Here is an 18973-nt window from a genome sequence, read left to right on the forward strand (position 1 = left end):
AAATAACGAAGCGAATACGTGTTTAATGGCTTCCATCACGGCATCGAGGCCGCGGACGTTTAAGAAAGTTTCCTGTTGACCCGCAAACGAGGCATCGGGCATATCTTCTGCCGTCGCCGAGCTACGTACAGCAAAGCTGAATCCATCGTTGTCTTCACTGAGTTGGCTAAAGGCTTGTTTGATATCGGTTTCGAAGGCGGGCTGGAAAGGCGTGTCGATAATCCACTGACGAATGGTGCGGCCCGCTTCAGTTAATTTATTAACGTCATTTACGTCGAGGCCGTCGAGCAATTCATATATTTTGTCATTTAGACCACTTTGCTCAAGAAACTGGTTATATGCATCTGCTGTCGTCGCAAAGCCGCCGGGGACTTCAACCCCTGCACCCGCGAGGTTACTGATCATTTCACCCAGTGAGGCGTTCTTACCCCCCACTCTGTTGACATCTTGCATTCCTAGTTGCTGATACCACAGTACGTTTTCTTGCACGTCTTTTTCCTCGATTTAATCCGATGGGAGGTATGATGTGGCCCACATTTTACACATACTTAGCCAACAAGTTAATATCCGATTTACAAAGCTTTCGATTTTTATCTATAGAATAAGGAATAAACGGTCATGAGAACCGCATTTTACGTCTCTGATGGGACCGCACTCACTGCAGAGGCGTTTGGTCATGCATTGCTTTCGATGTTTCCCACTGAATTTAGGCATAAGACACTCCCCTTTATTGATACCCAGGCTAAAGCAGAGATGGCCTGCAAACAAATTCAACGTGCCGCCGAGGACGATGGCGAGCCACCGCTTATCTTTCACACGTTTGTCAATGTAAAACTCAAGCAACGCATTACCCAATGCGGCGGCATTAGTTATGATTTTCTCGATAACTTTGTCGGCCAAGTCGAGCACGAACTGGGGATCAAAGCAAAGCCTAAGACTCACCGTACTCATGGCGTACACAAGGACTACAACTTTCGTGTTGAAGCGATTAATTACGCCCTCGATAACGACGATGGCAAAAAGTTGAACCAGTTGGCTCAGGCTGATTTGATTCTTGTTGGCGTATCACGTACGGGTAAGACACCAACGAGTCTCTACCTAGCCATGCAATATGGCATCAAAGTAGCGAACTACCCGATCACCGAGGACGATGACTTTGAACGACTTAGTCTTCCCCATGAATTAAAAATGCAGCGTCACAAGTTATTCGGACTCACGCTCGATTCGCAACGTTTACATGAGATTCGCAGTCAGCGCCGCGAGGGAAGCCAGTATGCATCGATGCAGCAATGTCGCTTCGAGTTGTCGGAAGTCGAAAAATTATATCGCAAAGAAGCCATTCCTTTCATTAATTCGACACGTTTCTCAGTTGAAGAAATCGCCGCCAAGATACTTGCGCAAACGAATCTTCAACGCCGTCGTTACTAGCCCGTTATTCTTCAGAACAAACAAAAACGGCGACCTCTTGGTCGCCGTTTAATACTACTAACGCTGAGTTTAACTGGCGTTAGTGCTTTCAAAAATCTTATCCGCAGATGCCGCAACGAAGCCTGAGTACAACTTGCCCGGCTCAATTTCGTAGCGTTTAGCGAACTCATAAAAGCACGAAGGAATTTCTACTGTCTTATCACTGAACTCAACCGGATGGTGATTAGCCATGGTTGAAGACTGTTCAAGATAAACCTCAGGTGAGCCCTTGATTTCGCCACCCGAAGTATTCAGTTTGAAGCCGTTATCTTTGAGCGTTTGGTTAACTTCTTCAAGATCGGTATAACCCGGTAATTGGTTAACGCTGACAGTGAAGTGGTTAGCGCAGAAGCCGAATGCAGCCATCCACGCCGCGTACTCGCTTTCTTCTAATAACGCTTGATAATCCGAATGACTGACTTGCCAATGCGTTCCCGAGTACAAGAAGTCGTCTTTTTTGACATCCTCTGGATTAATATGGCTCACCATTTCCTTAACCTTAGCCTGCAAGCTATCACTAAACTCCTCAGTCATTAGCTCGCTAATAAAGACCTTAGGCAAGGTTGGATCTTCATGCTCAAAGTGCTTCGCACGAAGCTTTTTAGCTTCAAAGTGATAGTCACCACCTTCTTTATAGCCTAAATCTAAAAAATGTTGCGCGAGCGCTTCAAGACGTACCGGAGCAATATCAAACGTTCGGAAAGCAACGTGATCATTTACAATCGGATGCCCTTTTCCTAACACCTCGTGCACCTTGGGTGCCGAAGGCGTGCGGGAAATATAATCTTGCCAAAGACGTTCAAACAGCTGCTCGACATGTTGAGACATGAAATTTAATCCTTTTAACGTAAAAGTTACTCAAAAAAGTGGCGAATTAACCGTGCCCATTGCGTGCGGCCCCAAGTGACTCAGCGACCAAAAAGGCAAGTTCTAGCACTTGGTCGGCGTTCAGCCTTGGGTCGCACTGAGTGCGGTAGCGGCTGGATAAATCAGCTTCGCTAATTTGGTACGCACCACCTGTACATTCTGTCACATCCTCGCCAGTCATCTCCAGATGGATACCACCTGCATAGCTCCCCTCTGCTTGATGTACCGCAAAGAATTGACGTAATTCTTTATGTATGGCGTCAAAGTTACGTGTTTTCAACCCACCATCTGCTTTTGTCGTATTGCCATGCATTGGATCACTCGACCACACCACATTGCGACCTTCTTGCTGCACACGTCGAACCAGACGCGGAAGGTTGTCGGCTAAATTGTCGGCACCCATACGTGAAATGAGCGTTAGACGGCCTGCCTCATTATCAGGATTGACCGCGTCAATTAACCGAATCAGCTCGTCAGGATCCATGGTCGGTCCCACTTTGACGCCAATTGGGTTATGAATACCACGCATGAATTCAACGTGCGCGTGATCCAGTTGGCGTGTGCGTTCTCCAATCCAGATCATGTGTGCCGAACAGTCGTATGGTAAGCCGGTTAACGTGTCGGTTCGTGTCAAAGCTTGTTCATACGGGAGTAATAATGCCTCGTGAGAGGTGAACAGCTGAGTTTCATGTAAGGTGGCATTGTTTTCAGCATTGATGCCCAACACTTCCATAAATTTAAGTGCTGACTGAATTTGCTCGGCAATCTCTTGGTAGCGTTCTTTCAGTGGGTTAGCAGCCAAAAAGCCAAGGTTCCACTTATGCACCTTATGCAAATTAGCGAGGCCACCTTGAGCAAAGGCGCGCAAAAGGTTAAGCGTTGCTGCAGAGTGATGGTAAGCCTTCAACATGCGCTCAGGATCGGGCGTGCGCGCCGCGTCAGTAAATGCCATATCATTTATGATGTCACCGCGATAACTCGGTAAGCTCACACCATTGATTGTCTCCAGATCACTTGAGCGTGGTTTTGCATACTGCCCCGCCATTCGCGCGACCTTAGTCACTGGACACGAGCCTGCAAAGGTCATCACGATGGCCATCTGCAAAATAACTTTGAACGTATCGCGAATCTTGGGCGCATTGAAGTCTGCAAACGATTCAGCGCAGTCTCCGCCCTGCAATAAAAAGCCCTCGCCATGGCAGACATCCGTCAACTGACTACGTAACGCGCGTATCTCTTCTGCAAACACTAACGGCGGAAATTGACTCAGTTGTGACTCAACCTGTTGTAAGTGTTCTTTGTTTGGGTATTGCGGTTGTTGCTTGATGGGTTTATCACGCCAACTACGTGCACTCCACTGGCTCATAACATCCTATCCAGTTGTGGTTATCGAAACCACCAATCTAGCGAGGTCAGGCGTGAAAAGCAATGCCCAACCCCGCGTGAATGCTAAGTTTTTATTCAAATTCTGCGTAATGCTTCAATTCGCTCACTCAATGGTGGGTGAGACATAAACAAACGACTTAAACCACTACGTTTACCATTAATACCAAAAGCCAGCATTGAACCTTTTAATTCGGGTTCCTGACCCCGCTGCAAACGCTCGAGTGCAGCTATCATTTTTTGCTTACCGACCAACTGAGCCGAGCCCGCATCAGCACGGAATTCACGTTTGCGTGAAAACCACATCACGATGATGCTGGCTAAAATACCAAATACGATCTCTAGCACCATAACGATGCCAAAATACGCCAGCGTTCCAAGCCCGCCACCCTGCTGATTATTGCCACGGGTTGTGTTATCGATCGCACTTGCAATAATGCGAGCAAAGAACATCACAAACGTATTCACTACGCCCTGAATCAGCGTCAATGTCACCATGTCACCGTTAGCAATGTGACTCACCTCATGCGCCAACACCGCCTCGATCTCATCTTGGTTCATCTGTTCAAGCAACCCCGTACTGACCGCTACAAGTGAATTTGATTTGCTACGACCGGTGGCGAATGCATTAGGCGCATGAGACGGAAAAATAGCGACTTGAGGCATTGGAATACCCGCTTTTTGAGTCTGTTGCTTGACCGTTTCAACCAACCAACGTTCAACCGGTGTCCGCGGTTGCTCAATAACTTGCGCGCCTGTCGCCCGAACCGCCATCCAACGCGAGATAAAAAGCGATACGAAGGCGCCACCAAAACCAAACAGGCCACATAGTATTAAAAGCCCTAGCGGGTTTTGCACGGTGAGACCCGTGTTTGCGCTTATAATATTAAAAACGAAACTAACGACCACTAAGATGGCTATATTGGTCATTAAAAACAGTAAGATGCGTTGCATACACATACCCTCAGTAAGCTAGGACAAATCGGTCTAGATGATATGCTAAATATGGGTGATTGGCTTACATTTCTAGTGATGAATACGTAAAATATTTTAATCATTTACGCTGGAATCAGAGCTAACCTATGACACAACACATGAACCTACTACTTTTGAGCAGTTCTCGCGTTGGAGATACTGACTACCTTGCCCACAATAGAGAATGGATAAAAAACAGCGTTGGCAATGCAACAGTGCTTTTTATTCCCTACGCAGGCGTAGGAATGACACATAGCCAATACACCGATAAAGTCCGCAATGCGCTTGCCCCCATAGATGTCAGCGTGAAAGGTATTGAGGAGTATGCCGATCCGATCACCGCTGTACGTGAGGCCCAAGCAATTGCTGTCGGCGGTGGCAACACCTTTCAGTTATTGAATTTAATTTATCAACACCAGCTGATTGAGCCGCTTCGCGATACAGTAAATGCGGGGACTCCTTATGTCGGCTGGAGTGCTGGGTCAAACATCGCCGGTAAGACCATCAAAACCACCAATGATATGCCAATTGTTGAGCCACCGAGTTTCGATGCGTTGCGGTTAGTTAATTTACAAATGAATCCACATTACACCGACTATCACCCTCCGGGGTTCAATGGTGAAACACGCGATGACCGTCTCAATGAGTTCATTGCGTTAAATAACACTGAGACGGTATTGGGTTTGCCAGAGGGTACAGGACTGGAAATACGGGCCGGTGAATGTCACTGGCGAGGAGATGCACAGCCCGTGCTGATAGATAGCACAGGCAAACATGTGCAACATGACTTACAGCGTATAAGTCAGTTAATCGGGTAAGTGAATTAAATGTCCTAATGCTGAGTTTTGCCAGTTCGCATCAAAGCTTATTGAGCCGAGATGTGAACTCGCCATACGCTGCTTTAGTGTATCGAGATTCTGTTCAGACCGTGCCATGGGTTCAACGCTAGGCTGATTAGTTATCCAGCCTGTAATGGGCACTGACGATGAAAATATCGCTTGCTCAGTGAGCATCGCATGATTCAGACAGCCGAGCTTCATACCGACGGTTAAAATGACCTCAGCATTAATTGCTTTTACAAACTCAGGCATCATTAATTGATCGGAGAGCGGTAAAAGCCAGCCGCCGGCTCCTTCGACAACAATGACATCGGGGTTCAACGCAACAAGTCTCTTAAAGTGCTGAAGCATATCCTCAAGTGAGAATGATACATCAGCTTCTTGTGCCGCGATATGAGGCGCGATAGCCGGCTCAAATGCAAATGGGTTAGTTAAACCATAATCACAATCCAACGTCATATGACGACGTGCATTGGTCGCATCAGCATTAATCCAGCGCGTCCCATCCCACTCACAGCCACTCGCGACCGGTTTCATCGCTAAGGTTTTGAGCCCTTTATCTGCGAGGTGTTGCAACACAGACTGTGTTACAACTGTTTTTCCCACATCTGTATCTGTACCCGTAATAAAATAGACCTTCATATTAACCTTTAATTAATACAGCTTGTTTTTAATTAATGACAATTCAAGTACTTTCCAAGTCAAAGGAAGTCCTTTTGACGTACGTTTTTGCTCATAGTTGGCCTTAAGTTTATGCCACCGTGTCGGCGTCATTAGCCCACGGCCTTGCTGCGGCGTTTGACTCGCGCCTACGCCCTTAATATGACGCAGTAAAGTCTCAAAGCGCTCAAAGTAATCGGTGTGGACAATAACCTCACTTGCCACTTGGAAGCCCGCTTGACGAAATTTATCTTCCACTTCAGCTTGTGTACGGTAAGTTATCGTGTGCTGTTTATCATCAAACGCTGAATAGGCGTCCACCAATTCAGCGAAGGTGCCCGTGAGTAAGGTGTTCATCAGCACTTGACCTCCGGACCGAGTGACACGAAACAGCTCATCCGCTACTGCGCTCAACTCGGGACACCATTGCAGTGAAAAATTGGCAAACACAGTGTCAAACTGGGCATTTTGAGTCGGAATGTTCTCAGCACTACCCTGCTTATACGCAACGTGCGGAAACAACTTGCTCGCCTGTGCCAGCATCCCTTTAGCTGGATCAACACCGAGGTACTGCTGACAATGCGCAAGTAGTAATTGCGTTTCTGAACCCGGGCCACACCCCAGATCTAAGCAGTCACCCAGATTGCTACTATGCGTTCTTTGATATAAACGTCGCGCAAAAAGGTGTTGTGTTTTATTAAATTGCGTATATGTCGTAGCCGCTTTGTCAAAGCGCTTAGCTACTTGCGTGAGCCATTGTTCAGGTTGCATCGTCACCGGTTATGTCCTTTCTGCATTAAGATGATCGAACATCACATCAAGCATCTTTATATCTACCGTACTATTGAGGCTGATACGCAGACGTGATGTGCCTGTCGGTACCGTTGGTGGACGCACGACGCTGACGTCAATACCGGCCTCTTTCAGGCGTTTCCCGGTCGCTATGGCGCAAACTTCATCACCCAGAATAATCGTCTGAATAGCGCTGTCAGAAGTCACTGAGTGATACTGGTATTTCACAATCAGTCCTTTCATTCGAGCGATTCGTTCATTCAGTGCGTCACGTCTTAACTGCCCTTCACGTCCTCTAACAATATCAATCGATGCGAGTATCGCCGCCACCTGCATCGGTGGCATCGCGGTCGAATAAATATATTCGCGACAAAACTGACGAATTTCATCGATATCATCACGGCTCCCCACGAGTGCCGCTCCACTTGCTCCCAGGGCTTTCCCAAAAGTGATGGTACCCAACTTAACCTGCTGATTGAGCTGTCCAAGATAACCCTCGCCGTACTCTCCGATGACACCAATACCATGTGCGTCATCCAGTAACCACTGAACAGGTGACTGTTCGGCGAATTGCCTACTTTGAGTCAGACCAAGCTCATCGCCATCCATACTGTAGATACTCTCACTGATAAACCAGTCTTGAGTTTGAGCCTTTGTTGGCCAAGTTAAGTGAGGCACGCGCTTAAATCGAATACCGCTATTTAACATGCCCTCCACCATGGACGCATGTATCAACCGATCAGCATAAATGCGTCCACCCTGAGCTTGGCAATGGGCGTGTAGTAAGCAGGTAATGGCGCCATGATTCGCGGCAAACCCTGTATTAAATAGGATCGCATCCTCGAACCCCAGCCAATCACATAGTGTCTCTTCGAGCTGTTCATGCAGCTGGGTGTAGCCACTTAATAAAGGTGAGCCCGTACTTCCAACACCCCAGTTATCAATCGCTTGCTGTGCCGCGGCTTTTACCTTCGGATGCTGAGCTAAACCCAAGTAATCATTCGACGATAATTGTGCAGGTGGCGCGCTTGCCGCACGCACCTGCGTTGTGCGATAGAGGTTTGATTCGCGACGCTGCCTAAGACGCGTCGTAATAAAGTGGCGGTTGTTGTTGCTCACTGATCGCCTCATTAATCACTGTTTGATGAACTTCATCGTCATACCCATCGCGGGTTTCAGGTGTAATACCTAAGCGTTCAAACAGCTTAAGATCAGCATCCGCCTCCGGGTTGCTGGTGGTCAGTAATTTCTCACCGTAAAAAATCGAGTTAGCGCCTGCAAGGAAGCACATCGCCTGCATTTCATCACTCATGTATTCGCGGCCCGCTGATAAACGCACGTGCGAGGCGGGCATTAGAATACGGGCCACCGCTATCGTGCGCACAAAATCGATCGGATCAAGATCGTCTAAATGCTCGAACGGAGTGCCTTTCACTTTCACTAACATATTAATCGGCACACTTTCGGGATGCTTGGGTAAATTAGCCAACTGAACCAGCAGTGATGCACGGTCCTCGACGGACTCACCCATGCCGACAATACCCCCTGCACAGACTTTCATGCCCGCGTCACGGACGTTGCGCAATGTATTGAGTCGATCTTGATAAGTTCGAGTAGTGATAATGTCGCCGTAAAACTCAGGCGAGGTATCCAAGTTGTGGTTATAGTAGTCAAGCCCTGCCTGCTGCAGCGCAGCCGCTTGCTCAGGTGATAACATACCGAGCGTCATGCAGGTTTCTAACCCCAACTCTTTTACGCCTTTAACCATTTCGATCACATACGGCATGTCACGATCTTTCGGGTTACGCCAAGCAGCGCCCATACAAAAGCGGCTAGCACCTTTTTCTTTTGCGAGCTGTGCCTCTTGCAATACTTTTTCAACGGCCATCAACCGCTCACGGTCAAGTCCCGTATGATAATGCGCACTTTGTGGGCAATATTTACAATCCTCGGGACATGCCCCCGTTTTAATTGATAGCAAAGTACTGACCTGAACCTGATTAGGGTCAAAGTGTTGACGATGCACAGTTTGTGCCTGATACACCAAATCATTGAATGGTAAGGTAAGGAGTCGACTGACCTCATCAAGGGACCAATCGTTTCGTATCGAAGTCTGGCTTTGCGCGCTCATATCGCTATTCTCTTTTATTTATTGGCTTCTCATGCTCGACTAGATTACTGCTAATCGATAAACTGTCAATTTTTTACGAACGAAAAACTTTACAAGAGGTTATAAAGTGAGCAAATCGTTACAGCAAGCTATCGAGTTTGACCAGCAACATATATGGCACCCCTACACTTCCATGACAGATCCCTTACCCTGCTATCACGTGGCGTCGGCGCATGGGTGCGAGATTACGTTGAGCTCAGGTGAACGCTTAGTTGACGGTATGTCCTCTTGGTGGGCTGCAATCCACGGTTATAACCATCCTCAGCTCAATGCCGCAGTGCACGCGCAAGCCGATAAAATGAGTCACGTCATGTTTGGTGGCCTCACCCATCAACCTGCAATCGAAATGGTTGAGCGCTTAATTGATCTGACGCCCGCACCACTTGATCGCGTATTTATTGCCGATTCCGGCTCAGTCAGTGTGGAAGTTGCGATAAAAATGGCGCTTCAGTATTGGTTTTCTATTGAACAGCCGGAAAAAAGCCAACTCCTGACTATACGGGGTGGCTACCATGGTGACACCTTTGCAGCCATGTCAGTCTGTGACCCCGTTAATGGTATGCATCATATGTTTCGACACGCTTTATGTAATCAACGTTTTGTTGAGCGTCCAGCGGTCGAGTTTGGTGCAGCGTGGGATCCAAGCAGCCTCAATGCTATTCAACAGGAATTGGAGCAACATCATGGTGTGATTGCGGCAGTGATTGTCGAGCCGGTGGTTCAGGGCGCCGGTGGCATGCGGTTCTATCACCCAGAATACCTAAAGCAACTTAGACGCTTATGCGACCAGTATAATGTGCTACTCATAGCCGACGAAATAGCCACCGGTTTTGGTCGCACAGGACAACTGTTTGGTTGCGATCACGCGGGTATAGTGCCCGATATCATGTGCGTAGGAAAGGCGTTAACCGGTGGTTATATGACACTGGCTGCGACGCTCACTCATGCAAAAGTCGCTGAGGCGATCGGTCAAGGTCAAGGGGGTGGCGCTTTGATGCACGGTCCTACGTTTATGGGAAACCCTCTTGCCTGCGCTGTCGCAAGTGCTTCGTTAGCATTAATTCAACAAGGCAATTGGCGAGCACAGGTTCAGCAGATTGAGCAACAGCTGATTGAAGAATTAATACCTTTAAACCAGCATCCTGAAGTAAATAATGTGCGCGTTCTCGGGGCTATTGGCGTTGTGGAGCTTAACAATGCCGTCGATGTTGCGCGCACGCAGGCATTGTTTGTTGAGCTGGGTGTGTGGATACGCCCATTTGGCCGGCTCATGTACATCATGCCCCCCTACTGCATTAGTACTCAACAGCTCAGTAAACTGACTCATGCTATTGCGCAATACCTCAAATCAGTTACTAGCTAAAGCCGTAAAAGAACAATAGTAGACCGCTGATGCTAGCTAATCCCAGTATCAGCGTGTTTATCCAAATGTGAGCCCGTCGTTTTTGATGCAACCAAATATTGAGTATGCAAGCAATCAAACTGACAACCAAACCGAGTGCCATTAAGAATAAATAGAGCCCTGCTAAACTGCTCACCCATGTTGTGCGCAGATCGATACCGGTCCACTCACTAAACATCGTGCCCGTTTCGGGTTTGGCGAAATCGTAAATAATGAGTGCCGCGATGAAAATCAACCAGCCAAGAATTGAAAGCGTCCCCATCACGCGACGCCATGCACTTAATTTTTGCAGTCGTTTGCTGTCATTGCTACGCATATCGTCAGTTTTAATAGGATCCTACTTGAGTCTGTGCCAAAGACAGGTAACATAGCAACCTTTATTTAGTTAAATTTGCATTTCGGAGATTTCTTACCCATGTCGTATGCTTCTGTCGTGGATGTGTTAGCAGGAAAAGTCGCCGTTGATGAAACAGTTACGGTCCGTGGATGGGTACGGACGCGGCGTGATTCAAAAGCGGGTATTTCATTTATTAACGTACATGATGGCTCATGCTTTGATGCCATCCAGGCTGTTGTGCCTGCTGAATTACCTAATTATGAGTCCGAAGTGCTCAAATTGACCACCGGGTGCTCAGTGGCGATCACCGGTGTGGTGGTTGAGTCACAAGGTAAAGGGCAGTCATTCGAACTGCAGGCGACTGGCGTAAAAGTCTATGGCTGGGTCGAGGATCCAGATACCTACCCGATGGCACCTAAGCGCCACAGCATGGAATATTTGCGCGAATACGCACATTTACGCCCGCGCACCAATGTGACAGGCGCTGTCATGCGTGTTCGCAACACCTTGTCGCAAGCCATCCATCGTTTCTTCCATGAGCACGGTTATCTATGGGTTAGTACACCGATTATTACCACCTCGGACTGTGAAGGTGCCGGTGAAATGTTCCGTGTTTCGACGCTTGACTTGATGAATGTCCCGAAAACCGAGCAAGGTAATGTTGATTTCTCACAAGACTTCTTCGGTAAAGAGGCATTTTTAACGGTATCCGGTCAGCTCAACGTTGAATCTTACGCTTGCTCGTTGAGCAAAGTGTATACCTTTGGTCCGACATTCCGAGCGGAAAACTCAAACACGAGTCGCCACTTGTCAGAATTTTGGATGGTTGAGCCGGAAGTTGCGTTTGCCGACCTCGATGATGTCGCGCACCTTGCAGAAGACATGTTGAAGTATGTCTTCAAAGCAGTACTTGAAGAACGCCCTGACGATATGGCGTTCTTTGAACAACGCATTAACAAAGATGTGGTCGAGCGCCTCACGCGTATGGTCGATAGTGATTTCGTTCACATGGACTACACGGATGCCATCGAAATATTGAAGAACTGTGGTAAGCAATTCGAGTACCCGGTCGAATGGGGAGTTGACTTGCAATCTGAACATGAGCGCTACTTAGCCGAAGAGCACGTCGGAGCGCCTGTCATTCTGAAGAACTACCCACGTGATATCAAAGCTTTTTATATGCGTCAGAATGAAGATGGCAAAACTGTTGCCGCAATGGACGTATTAGCGCCAGGCATTGGCGAAATTATTGGAGGCAGCGCGCGCGAAGAACGCCTCGATGTGCTTGATCAGCGTATTGCGGAGATGGATCTGCCGGCTGAAGAGTACGAGTTCTATCGTGATTTGCGTCGCTACGGTACTGTACCTCATGCAGGTTTTGGCCTAGGCTTTGAGCGTTTAGTGTCATACGTTACGGGTATGCAAAATATCCGCGATGTGATTCCGTTCCCACGCGCTCCTAAATCGGCGCAATTCTAAACGCGTGCGTTTACCCAATATGAATGTAAAAAGCCAGCTGTTGCTGGCTTTTTTATTTTAGACACTCAATTACGCTACTCTGCCACTTGGTTCGCGGTTAGAAAATAAGGCGAATAGTCCTTCTCAGGTTTTATAGGCGTCGGCACTGCCGGTGTTCCAATGTAGAGAAAACCTACAATTTCATCGTCTTCGCTGCATTTAAATTGCTCGCGCACGTAGTCGTTTTGAGCCGGCCAACCCGTACGCCAAATAGCCCCAAGTCCTTGTGCAAAAGCCGCCTGTTGCATCGCCATCAGCGCACAGGCTGTGGTGGCGAACTGTTCTTCGCGAGGCACTTTATCGTGCCTTTGGTAACGCAAACAGGCAGTAATGATAAGTGGTGCGCGAAATGGGATTTGCCCTGCTTGTTCAACGCGTTCTTCAGAGAATTCGTTGAGCCTCGCAGCCTGTTGATAAATGTCTGCCAGTACTTGTCGATCACTGCCCATAAACTGATAAAATGCATAAGGGCTGAGGTTCACATGATCGGGAACCCGAACTGCAGCTTTTTTAATAATTTCAAGCTGTTCGGTGGTTGGTGCTGGCTCCATTAAGCGCGGCATTGATGAGCGTGTCTGTAGCAGTTCTAGCGCGTCCATATTACCTCTATTTTGTCAGCTTTTGTCATGCTTCGTTACATTCTTACTCTGGTTAAGCACATACGGATTGTATAAGCTATCGAATTATATCTTAAGTTAGGAAGGCCCTATGCGTTTTATTGGCTCTATATTTAAATATATTTGGCGAATCATCAATGGGTTACGTATCGTTATCCTCAATGTTATTTTTTTCGCCCTACTGATCGGTTTTATTGCCGTCATTGTGAGCGAGGAAGATCCCGTTGAAGTACCGGATAATAGCGTACTTGTATTGAATCCCCATGGTATATTGGTAGAAGAAAAAACTTACCGCGATCCGGTTGACCAGTTTTTCAATCGTGCGTTCGGCGCCGATGATGAGATCCCGGAAGTCCTATTAGCGGACGTCGTTGATGCCATTGAGAAAGCAAAAACCGACGACCGCATCGGTGCGCTGTACCTCGACCTATCATCAATGTACCCAAGCGGTGTCAACAAACTGCAAGCCGTCGGTGAAGCGTTGAGTGATTTTAAAACCAGCAACAAGCCAATTATTGCAGCCGGTGATTACTTCGAGCAGTATCAATATTACTTGGCTTCATACGCTGATAAAGTTTATTTGAATCCACTCGGTTCAGTTGCTTTTGATGGGTTTGATTATTCACAAGTTTATTTCAAAGAGCTACTCGATAAACTCAAAGTAAAACCGCATGTATTTAAAGTCGGTACCTATAAAGCCGCGGTTGAGCCTTTCATCCGTAATTCAATGTCGGATGAAGCGCGTGAAGCCAACGAATATTTGTACGATGCGATGTGGGACCACTTTAAAGCCGATGTCACTGCACAACGTCAACTTTCAGACACCATCACCAGCGGTCAGCTCGACGACTATATGGCGGCGTTTGAATCAGCGAATGGCGATATGGCGCAAATGGCGTTAGATACCAATCTAGTCGACGCGCTTAAAACACGCACCGAAATTCGCAATGAGTTGATTAACCTGTCAGGTTACGATGAAGATGCAAAAACCTTCCGTAACATTGGTTTTTCAGCCTACATCACTGAACCGGACGAAGACTTCAATCCACTCGCTGAATCTAAGAAAGATCAAATTGCGGTTGTGGTAGCCCGTGGTCAAATTGTCAATGGCACACAGCGCGCAGGCATGATTGGCGGTGACAGCACAGCGGCCCTATTGCGTAAAGCGGGTGAGGATGAACGCACTAAAGCAGTCGTTTTGCGCATCGACTCGCCCGGTGGCAGCGGCTTCGCTTCCGAAATTATTCGTCAAGAAGTTTTACAGCTGAAAGAAAAAGGAATTCCAGTTATTGCCTCAATGAGCAGTGTCGCTGCTTCGGGTGGGTACTGGATTGCCGCTGAAGCGGACGAAATCTGGGCAGCCCCAACCACGATTACTGGTTCAATCGGTGTATTTGGCTTGGTCATGACGCTTGAAGACAGTGCGGCCGCAATTGGCGTGCATAGTGACAGTGTCAGTACCACAGAAATTGAGTCACTTAATACCCTTGAAGGTATTAGCGACAGTCAAGCACGCATACTACAACGCTCGACTGAAAACTTTTATCAGTTCTTTATTACGATGGTCGCTGAAGCGCGTAATATGACCCCTGAAGCGGTTGATAATGTCGCACAAGGACGTATTTGGACAGGTCGCCAAGCCTTGGAACGTGGTTTGGTTGATAATCTGGGAGATTTTGATGATGCGATCCAGGCAGCCGCCAAGCGTGCTGAACTGACCGATTACGCGATCAACACCGTGACACAAGACTTAAGCCCACAGCAGCAATTTTTCGCTGAGTTCATGGGGCAGTCCAATCTGTCATGGCCGTTTGCTTCAAGTGAGCAAAACTGGTTAGTGCGTAACGTTCGACACGTGATAAGCGAGTCAGAAGCACTGCAAAACTTTAACGACCCAAAAAATATCTATACCTACTGTGCACTCTGCGTCCAACCGCGGTAAACTGTGTGGTAACACACAGTCACCCTTTGGAGTAGAGTTTGGAACGTAAGAATATTTACGTCGCCTACACAGGCGGTACCATCGGTATGAAAAAGTCGGCTCAGGGCTATGTCCCGGCAGCGGGACACCTGAGCCAATGTGTCGAGAACTTGCCCGAGTTTTTTCGAGAAGAAATGCCGCACTTCGATATCCACGAATATACGCCGCTCATGGATTCATCGGATATGACCCCCTCCGATTGGGTTCGTATCGCACGCGACATCGAACAAAACTACGATCGCTACGATGGTTTTGTTATCTTGCATGGCACAGATACGATGGCTTATACCGCATCAGCTCTATCATTTATGCTGCAAGACTTAGGCAAGCCCGTCATCGTTACCGGCTCGCAAATACCGCTATCCGCTCTGCGTTCGGATGGTCAAATTAACTTGCTTAATGCGCTCTATATTGCAGCAAATTATCCGATTAATGAGGTGAGTCTGTTTTTTAATAACACACTATTCAGAGGTAACCGTGCTACTAAAGCCGATGCCAATGGCTTTAACGCGTTCTCATCACCTAACTACCCTTCATTACTTGAGGCGGGTATTCAAATTAAACTTAATGCAGGTGAACTCAGCACACCGCCTTCCGTACCTATGTCAGTAGCCGAGATGACGCCACAGCCGATCGGCGTAGTGATGCTTTATCCAGGTATCTCGCACAAGTTAATCGATAATATGATGCAGCAACCAGTCAAGGCGCTCATTATTCAGAGCTACGGTGTCGGTAATGCTCCACAAGATAAAAAGTTACTCGATAGCTTTAAACGCGGCATTGAACAAGGCATTATCATCGTTAATTGTACGCAATGCTTTAAAGGTCGAGTCAATATGGATGGGTATGCGACAGGCAACGCGCTCGCGCAAATCGGCATTGTTTCGGGTAATGATATGACAATTGAAGCAGCGCTTACCAAACTGCACTATCTGCTATCACAAAACCTCTCTCGCCAAGCCATCATTGAACACATTACAACGGACTTGCGCGGCGAATTGACTCAATAATCAACAACAATAATAAGAACTCATTATGGCATCTCAAAAACCAGCTTTTGCCTCACGTTTAGGCTTTATACTTGCCGCCGCAGGTTCCGCAGTCGGCGTTGGTAACATTTGGGGTTTTCCGACGCAAGCCGCTAGCAACGGCGGTGGAGCATTCCTACTTGTTTATCTCGTCATGATTCTGCTACTTGCTTATCCGATGTTAGTCGCTGAAATTACCATTGGACGACTGAAGCGAACGAATCCCATCGACGCACTCCGCTCCATGTCAGAAGGTAAGCTTGTACGCATGTTTGGGGCATTGTCGGGTATGGTCGGTTTAGTTGTTCTCGCGCTGATATTGAGTTTCTACGCAATCGTATCTGGCTGGCTACTTTCCTATATGCTCGCCCCGTTAATGACATTAATCGGCTTAGATGCGACTGCTACATGGCTAACGGACTTTAGCGTTGAACGAAACCTCGTCGCGATGTTGGTGTTTATGTTGCTTACCGTGTACGTGGTTCGAGGCGGCGTCAATCAGGGTATTGAACGTTGGTCGCGGCGACTCATGCCGATGTTGTTTATTTTGCTGATTGGTATGGCTATCTATATACTCAGTCAACCGGGTGCATCAGAAGGCTTAGTGATGTACTTGCGCCCTGATTTTAATGAGATCTTTAAGCCCGAACTGATTATTAGCGCGATGGGGCAAGCGTTCTTCTCGCTTTCGTTAGGTGTTTGCGTAATGATGACCTACGGTGCCTACCTCTCGAGTCAAGAGAACATTCCTAAAACCGCCGGCTGGGTTACGTTAATTGATACCAGTGTCGCTTTCTTGGCAGGCTTACTTATTTTGCCTGCCATGTTTGTGGCACACAACAATGGTGTAGAAATTTATGCAGCGGATGGCACTTTAAAGTCCGCCGACACACTCGTGTTTACGGTACTACCGGCGATGTTTGATAGTCTTGGTTTGGCAGGTCTCTTCGTGGCTTTTGCTTTCTTTTTGCTCATGCTTATAGCCGCTATTACTTCTTCAATTTCGATGCTAGAAGCCCCTGTCAATGCCCTACGCGAAGAGTTAAATTTAGAGCGACATGCAGGCACATGGGTCATTGCCACAGTCGTTACTTTGATTTCTGGCGTAATTGTCGTCAACTTTGAATCGCTGTTTGGTGCTGTCATTACGTTTAGTACGGTATACATGCAACCCATCATGGCACTTATCTTTGGCATGATGTTAACTTGGGTTCTTCGCCAACATATACTGCTAAAAGCATTGCAGCAAGGTGCTGAAAATATCGAACAGTCGTTATTTTGGAAGATTTGGCCGTGGTATGTAAAGTTTATCTGCCCGATCTTAATCGGATTAGTTATCTGGCAAGGTTGAGCCTTGCCAGATAACGCTACTTTACGACATGGCAAATAGCTGAATAAACTCATCAGCTGCGAGGTCTTTGGTCGCTGATGAGTCATCACACTGAGCCATGATACGGTGTGCCCGTTCGGAAGGAAAACAAGTCTTCAGATTAGCTAAAAATTTAGATTTCAGCACTTTCATACCTTCTTCTCTGCGCTTGCGATGCCCAATAGGATACTCAACAACCACCTGTTCTGTTTTCGAACCGTCTTTAAAAAAGACCTGCACCGCATTGGCAATCGAACGTTTATCTGGATCGAGATAGTCGGCACTAAAAGACTCTTTTTCCGAAACCTCCATTAACTCACGCAACTGGTCGATTTCTGGATGCTGCTCATGAAAACTATCTTCGTAGTGATCAGCGTTAAGTTCACCATACGCTAAACATACGGCCGTCATATATTGTAAGCAATGATCGCGGTCAGCGGGGTTATTCAGCGCGCCTCGTTTTGAAATAATTCGAATGGCAGACTCATGAGTAGTGATTTCGATGCGTTCAATTGCGTCTAAGCGCCCTTTTACCTGATCATGTAGTTTTATCGCAGCCTCGCACGCAGTTTGGGCGTGGAATTCAGCAGGAAAACTCAGTTTAAACAGAATGTTTTCCATCACATAACAGCCGTAATCTCGTTCAAAGAGGAAACGTCGTTCGTTTTCTGGCTTTATCTGTTGGTCACGATTGGTTTTGCTAAATAGCACGTCGTAGAATCCCCATTGTGGCGCTGATAGCGCGCCTGGAATTCCCATTTCACCCCTTAATGCGATATCAGCCAGTCTAATGGCCCGTCCGCAGGCATCACCTGCCGCCCACGATTTACGCGAGCCTGCATTCGGGGCGTGGCGATAAGTTCGCAGCGCGTGCCCATCGACCCATGCATGTGACAAAGCGACTTCTATTTGCTGCTGACTGCCTCCCATGAGCCACGTAGCTACAGCCGTGCTTGCGACCTTGACCAATAGAACGTGATCCAAGCCAACACGGTTAAAACTGTTTTTGATGGCCAAGTTGCCTTGTATTTCGTGCGCTTTAATCATTGCTTCAAGCACGGTATCTAACCCCACAGGGGCTTTACCTGTCGCGCGATTTTGCTGGCTCACGAAGTCAGCTACAGCGAGAATTGCCCCAAGATTGTCCGAGGGGTGCCCCCACTCTGCAGCAAGCCATGTGTCGTTATAATCAAGCCACCGTATAATACAGCCGATATCCCAAGCGGCTTTCTCTGGATCGAGTTTAAAATGGGTGCCGGGAACACGCACCTGCCCTGCACTCGCATCAAGCCCTAAACGTGGACCCAGATGCTTCGTGCATTCTGGATAGCGCAATGCCAACAATCCACACCCGAGTGAATCAAGTAAACACGCGTATGCTGTATCCTTAGCTTCTTGACTCGCTGTCAGTGGCTGTGAAACGTAACTCGCAATTTCCTTTATTTCGCTATCAAAATCGGGGCGTTCGTTACTATCGAATTGATCAGACACGAGGAACCTCCTTGCTATTGTTGTATCTTGTCATACGAGTACCTGGTGTGATTCGATCGCCCAAAATCGGCTAAAAA

General features: G+C 47.5%; 18 protein-coding genes. 7 read left to right on the plus strand and 11 right to left on the minus strand.

All coding sequences use genetic code 11. From position 1 onward, the window contains the following. A partial coding sequence (locus B2X00_RS12380; protein ID WP_290487966.1) for a PEP/pyruvate-binding domain-containing protein occupies positions 1-489 on the minus strand: 489 nt, incomplete at its 3' end. A 129-nt stretch (positions 490-618) separates the two neighbouring features. Here B2X00_RS12380 and ppsR point away from each other — a divergent pair. Further along, positions 619-1428, plus strand: a complete 810-nt coding sequence (gene ppsR / locus B2X00_RS12385) for a posphoenolpyruvate synthetase regulatory kinase/phosphorylase PpsR (RefSeq protein WP_290487968.1) — start codon at positions 619-621, stop codon at positions 1426-1428. A gap of 69 nt (positions 1429-1497) precedes the next feature. On the opposite strand, the gene B2X00_RS12390 is transcribed toward ppsR, so the two are convergent. The 3 genes from B2X00_RS12390 to htpX form a co-directional block, all read right to left on the minus strand. Continuing rightward, the gene (locus tag B2X00_RS12390; RefSeq protein ID WP_290487970.1) at positions 1498-2295 is read right to left on the minus strand and encodes a DUF1338 domain-containing protein; all 798 of its coding nucleotides are present in this window, start codon (positions 2293-2295) and stop codon (positions 1498-1500) included. 46 nt (positions 2296-2341) lie between these two features. Then, a complete protein-coding gene (locus tag B2X00_RS12395) occupies positions 2342-3700 on the minus strand; it encodes a class II 3-deoxy-7-phosphoheptulonate synthase (protein ID WP_071462730.1) in 1359 nt (452 codons plus the stop codon). 95 nt (positions 3701-3795) lie between these two features. After that, positions 3796-4671: a protease HtpX gene (gene htpX, locus B2X00_RS12400; protein WP_290487973.1), complete on the minus strand. Its 876-nt coding sequence runs from the start codon at positions 4669-4671 to the stop codon at positions 3796-3798. A 128-nt stretch (positions 4672-4799) separates the two neighbouring features. On the opposite strand from htpX, the gene pepE reads away from it, so the two are divergent. Next, entirely contained in the window at positions 4800-5510 is a 711-nt protein-coding gene (gene pepE, locus B2X00_RS12405) for a dipeptidase PepE (protein WP_290487975.1), read from the plus strand. Here pepE and bioD read toward each other — a convergent pair. From bioD to bioB, 4 genes are read right to left on the minus strand one after another with little or no spacing between them, the layout of a single operon-like run. Beyond that, the gene (gene bioD / locus B2X00_RS12410) at positions 5499-6173 is read right to left on the minus strand and encodes a dethiobiotin synthase (protein WP_290487977.1); all 675 of its coding nucleotides are present in this window, start codon (positions 6171-6173) and stop codon (positions 5499-5501) included. The genes pepE and bioD overlap by 12 nt on opposite strands. 12 nt (positions 6174-6185) lie before the next feature. After that, complete coding sequence (locus tag B2X00_RS12415) at positions 6186-6962, minus strand: methyltransferase domain-containing protein (RefSeq protein WP_290488048.1); 777 nt, start codon at positions 6960-6962, stop codon at positions 6186-6188. Positions 6963-6971: 9 nt separating this feature from the next. Next, positions 6972-8102, minus strand: a complete 1131-nt coding sequence (locus tag B2X00_RS12420) for an aminotransferase class I/II-fold pyridoxal phosphate-dependent enzyme (protein ID WP_290487979.1) — start codon at positions 8100-8102, stop codon at positions 6972-6974. Beyond that, the gene (bioB, locus tag B2X00_RS12425) at positions 8062-9114 is read right to left on the minus strand and encodes a biotin synthase BioB (RefSeq protein ID WP_290487981.1); all 1053 of its coding nucleotides are present in this window, start codon (positions 9112-9114) and stop codon (positions 8062-8064) included. The genes B2X00_RS12420 and bioB overlap by 41 nt, the downstream gene beginning before the upstream one ends. A gap of 106 nt (positions 9115-9220) precedes the next feature. Between bioB and bioA the strand changes: the two genes are divergently transcribed. Beyond that, the gene (bioA, locus tag B2X00_RS12430) at positions 9221-10516 is read left to right on the plus strand and encodes an adenosylmethionine--8-amino-7-oxononanoate transaminase (RefSeq protein WP_290487983.1); all 1296 of its coding nucleotides are present in this window, start codon (positions 9221-9223) and stop codon (positions 10514-10516) included. Here bioA and B2X00_RS12435 read toward each other — a convergent pair. After that, complete coding sequence (locus tag B2X00_RS12435; RefSeq protein WP_290487985.1) at positions 10509-10871, minus strand: hypothetical protein; 363 nt, start codon at positions 10869-10871, stop codon at positions 10509-10511. The genes bioA and B2X00_RS12435 overlap by 8 nt on opposite strands. A gap of 99 nt (positions 10872-10970) precedes the next feature. Here B2X00_RS12435 and asnS point away from each other — a divergent pair, with 99 nt between their 5' ends. Next, the gene (gene asnS / locus B2X00_RS12440) at positions 10971-12371 is read left to right on the plus strand and encodes an asparagine--tRNA ligase (protein WP_290487987.1); all 1401 of its coding nucleotides are present in this window, start codon (positions 10971-10973) and stop codon (positions 12369-12371) included. Between the two features lie 74 nt (positions 12372-12445). On the opposite strand, the gene B2X00_RS12445 is transcribed toward asnS, so the two are convergent. Beyond that, positions 12446-13009 (minus strand): nitroreductase family protein, encoded by a 564-nt coding sequence (locus B2X00_RS12445; RefSeq protein WP_290487989.1) that lies wholly within the window; start codon positions 13007-13009, stop codon positions 12446-12448. Between the two features lie 109 nt (positions 13010-13118). On the opposite strand from B2X00_RS12445, the gene sppA reads away from it, so the two are divergent. The 3 genes from sppA to B2X00_RS12460 are packed head-to-tail and all read left to right on the plus strand — an operon-like array spanning position 13119 to position 17387. Next, complete coding sequence (sppA, locus tag B2X00_RS12450) at positions 13119-14969, plus strand: signal peptide peptidase SppA (protein WP_290487991.1); 1851 nt, start codon at positions 13119-13121, stop codon at positions 14967-14969. A 38-nt stretch (positions 14970-15007) separates the two neighbouring features. Further along, entirely contained in the window at positions 15008-16018 is a 1011-nt protein-coding gene (gene ansA, locus B2X00_RS12455; RefSeq protein ID WP_290487995.1) for an asparaginase, read from the plus strand. A gap of 25 nt (positions 16019-16043) precedes the next feature. Further along, positions 16044-17387, plus strand: a complete 1344-nt coding sequence (locus B2X00_RS12460) for a sodium-dependent transporter (RefSeq protein ID WP_290487997.1) — start codon at positions 16044-16046, stop codon at positions 17385-17387. A gap of 21 nt (positions 17388-17408) precedes the next feature. Here B2X00_RS12460 and B2X00_RS12465 read toward each other — a convergent pair whose 3' ends face one another. Further along, positions 17409-18896 (minus strand): bifunctional 2-methylcitrate dehydratase/aconitate hydratase, encoded by a 1488-nt coding sequence (locus B2X00_RS12465; RefSeq protein ID WP_290487998.1) that lies wholly within the window; start codon positions 18894-18896, stop codon positions 17409-17411. Between the last annotated feature and the right edge of the window lie 77 nt (positions 18897-18973).

The organism is Idiomarina sp. UBA3162, from assembly GCF_002364475.1.
GTDB lineage: Bacteria > Pseudomonadota > Gammaproteobacteria > Enterobacterales > Alteromonadaceae > Idiomarina.

Excerpts from the sequence above, each read along its gene's own strand:
- ppsR (WP_290487968.1), top strand. The coding sequence starts at position 619 with ATGAGAACCGCATTTTACGTCTCTGATGGGACCGCACTCACTGCAGAG.
- B2X00_RS12390 (WP_290487970.1), bottom strand. The coding sequence starts at position 2,295 with ATGTCTCAACATGTCGAGCAGCTGTTTGAACGTCTTTGGCAAGATTAT.
- B2X00_RS12395 (WP_071462730.1), bottom strand. The coding sequence starts at position 3,700 with ATGAGCCAGTGGAGTGCACGTAGTTGGCGTGATAAACCCATCAAGCAA.
- htpX (WP_290487973.1), bottom strand. The coding sequence starts at position 4,671 with ATGCAACGCATCTTACTGTTTTTAATGACCAATATAGCCATCTTAGTG.
- pepE (WP_290487975.1), top strand. The coding sequence starts at position 4,800 with ATGACACAACACATGAACCTACTACTTTTGAGCAGTTCTCGCGTTGGA.
- bioD (WP_290487977.1), bottom strand. The coding sequence starts at position 6,173 with ATGAAGGTCTATTTTATTACGGGTACAGATACAGATGTGGGAAAAACA.
- B2X00_RS12415 (WP_290488048.1), bottom strand. The coding sequence starts at position 6,962 with ATGCAACCTGAACAATGGCTCACGCAAGTAGCTAAGCGCTTTGACAAA.
- bioB (WP_290487981.1), bottom strand. The coding sequence starts at position 9,114 with ATGAGCGCGCAAAGCCAGACTTCGATACGAAACGATTGGTCCCTTGAT.
- B2X00_RS12435 (WP_290487985.1), bottom strand. The coding sequence starts at position 10,871 with ATGCGTAGCAATGACAGCAAACGACTGCAAAAATTAAGTGCATGGCGT.
- asnS (WP_290487987.1), top strand. The coding sequence starts at position 10,971 with ATGTCGTATGCTTCTGTCGTGGATGTGTTAGCAGGAAAAGTCGCCGTT.
- B2X00_RS12445 (WP_290487989.1), bottom strand. The coding sequence starts at position 13,009 with ATGGACGCGCTAGAACTGCTACAGACACGCTCATCAATGCCGCGCTTA.
- sppA (WP_290487991.1), top strand. The coding sequence starts at position 13,119 with ATGCGTTTTATTGGCTCTATATTTAAATATATTTGGCGAATCATCAAT.
- B2X00_RS12460 (WP_290487997.1), top strand. The coding sequence starts at position 16,044 with ATGGCATCTCAAAAACCAGCTTTTGCCTCACGTTTAGGCTTTATACTT.